The organism is Psychrobacter sp. 1U2, assembly GCF_051847575.1.
The window spans coordinates 1-882 of sequence record NZ_JBPYDC010000716.1 but is presented as its reverse complement, the minus strand read 5'-3'; the positions used below and the strand labels follow the sequence as shown (position 1 = coordinate 882).

The window sequence follows — 882 nt, the reverse complement described above, 5'->3', positions numbered from 1 at the left end:
AATACTTATTTTTAATAAGTAAACTTAGTAGTTAATTATTATAAAGTCTGTTTGTTTTTAGCTTGGTTAAAAGCGTGAGCAATCGCCAAAAAACTCTCTGCTTTTAGTGATGCACCGCCAACCAGTGCTCCATCTATCATAGGGCTGGCCGCAAAGCTATCAGCATTATCTTTGTTAACGCTGCCGCCATATAAAACCGTCGTTGCAGGTAGCGTTGTATCAAAGCTTGCGACTGTTTCTTTAATATGCTGATGAGTCGCGTCTACTTCCATCACTGTTGGGACCTTGCCTGTACCAATCGCCCAAACAGGTTCATAAGCGATAATCAAACGCTCCGCTAGTCTTTGAACAAGTTCAGGCGCTTGCTCTTTACTTTTAATAAGTAAGTCCTTTATTACAGCTAGTTGATCATCTAATACACTAAAGGTTTGCTGATTATCATATTGAGTTTGCGTTTCACCGATACAGTACACCACGCCTAAGCCTTGTGTAAAAGCATGACTCAGTTTTTCTAACAGACTCTCATGAGACTCTTGGTAATATTGGCGACGCTCAGAGTGCCCGAGTATCGTCCATGTCGCGCCTGCATCAGCGATTTGCTGTGCTGAACAATCACCAGTATATGCCCCGCTACTATCACTAAGCGCACTGATATCTTGAGCAGCAGTGAGTATAGCGGTGTTTTGCAAGCGTGCGCTCACATTTGCTAAGTGGATACAGCTAGGCGCTACCATTAACTGACAACCATTACTGACAGTATCATCAGCAGTCGTTAATAACGTGTCTAACAGTGCATTAACGTCTTTAGTCGTTGCTGGATTTTGTTTCCAATTGCCAATTACCCAAGCTTGCATGGTTTATCTACCTTCTATCATTCGTCGT

At 42.4% G+C, this 882-nt stretch carries 1 protein-coding gene; it reads right to left on the bottom strand.

The window, feature by feature from the left end:
• Positions 1-38 precede the first annotated feature (38 nt).
• Entirely contained in the window at positions 39-854 is an 816-nt protein-coding gene (gene tpiA, locus ACS8FD_RS18285) for a triose-phosphate isomerase (protein ID WP_439262509.1), read from the bottom strand.
• Between the last annotated feature and the right edge of the window lie 28 nt (positions 855-882).

Coding starts and splice junctions, on each gene's coding strand:
- tpiA (WP_439262509.1), bottom strand. CDS start 854: ATGCAAGCTTGGGTAATTGGCAATTGGAAACAAAATCCAGCAACGACT.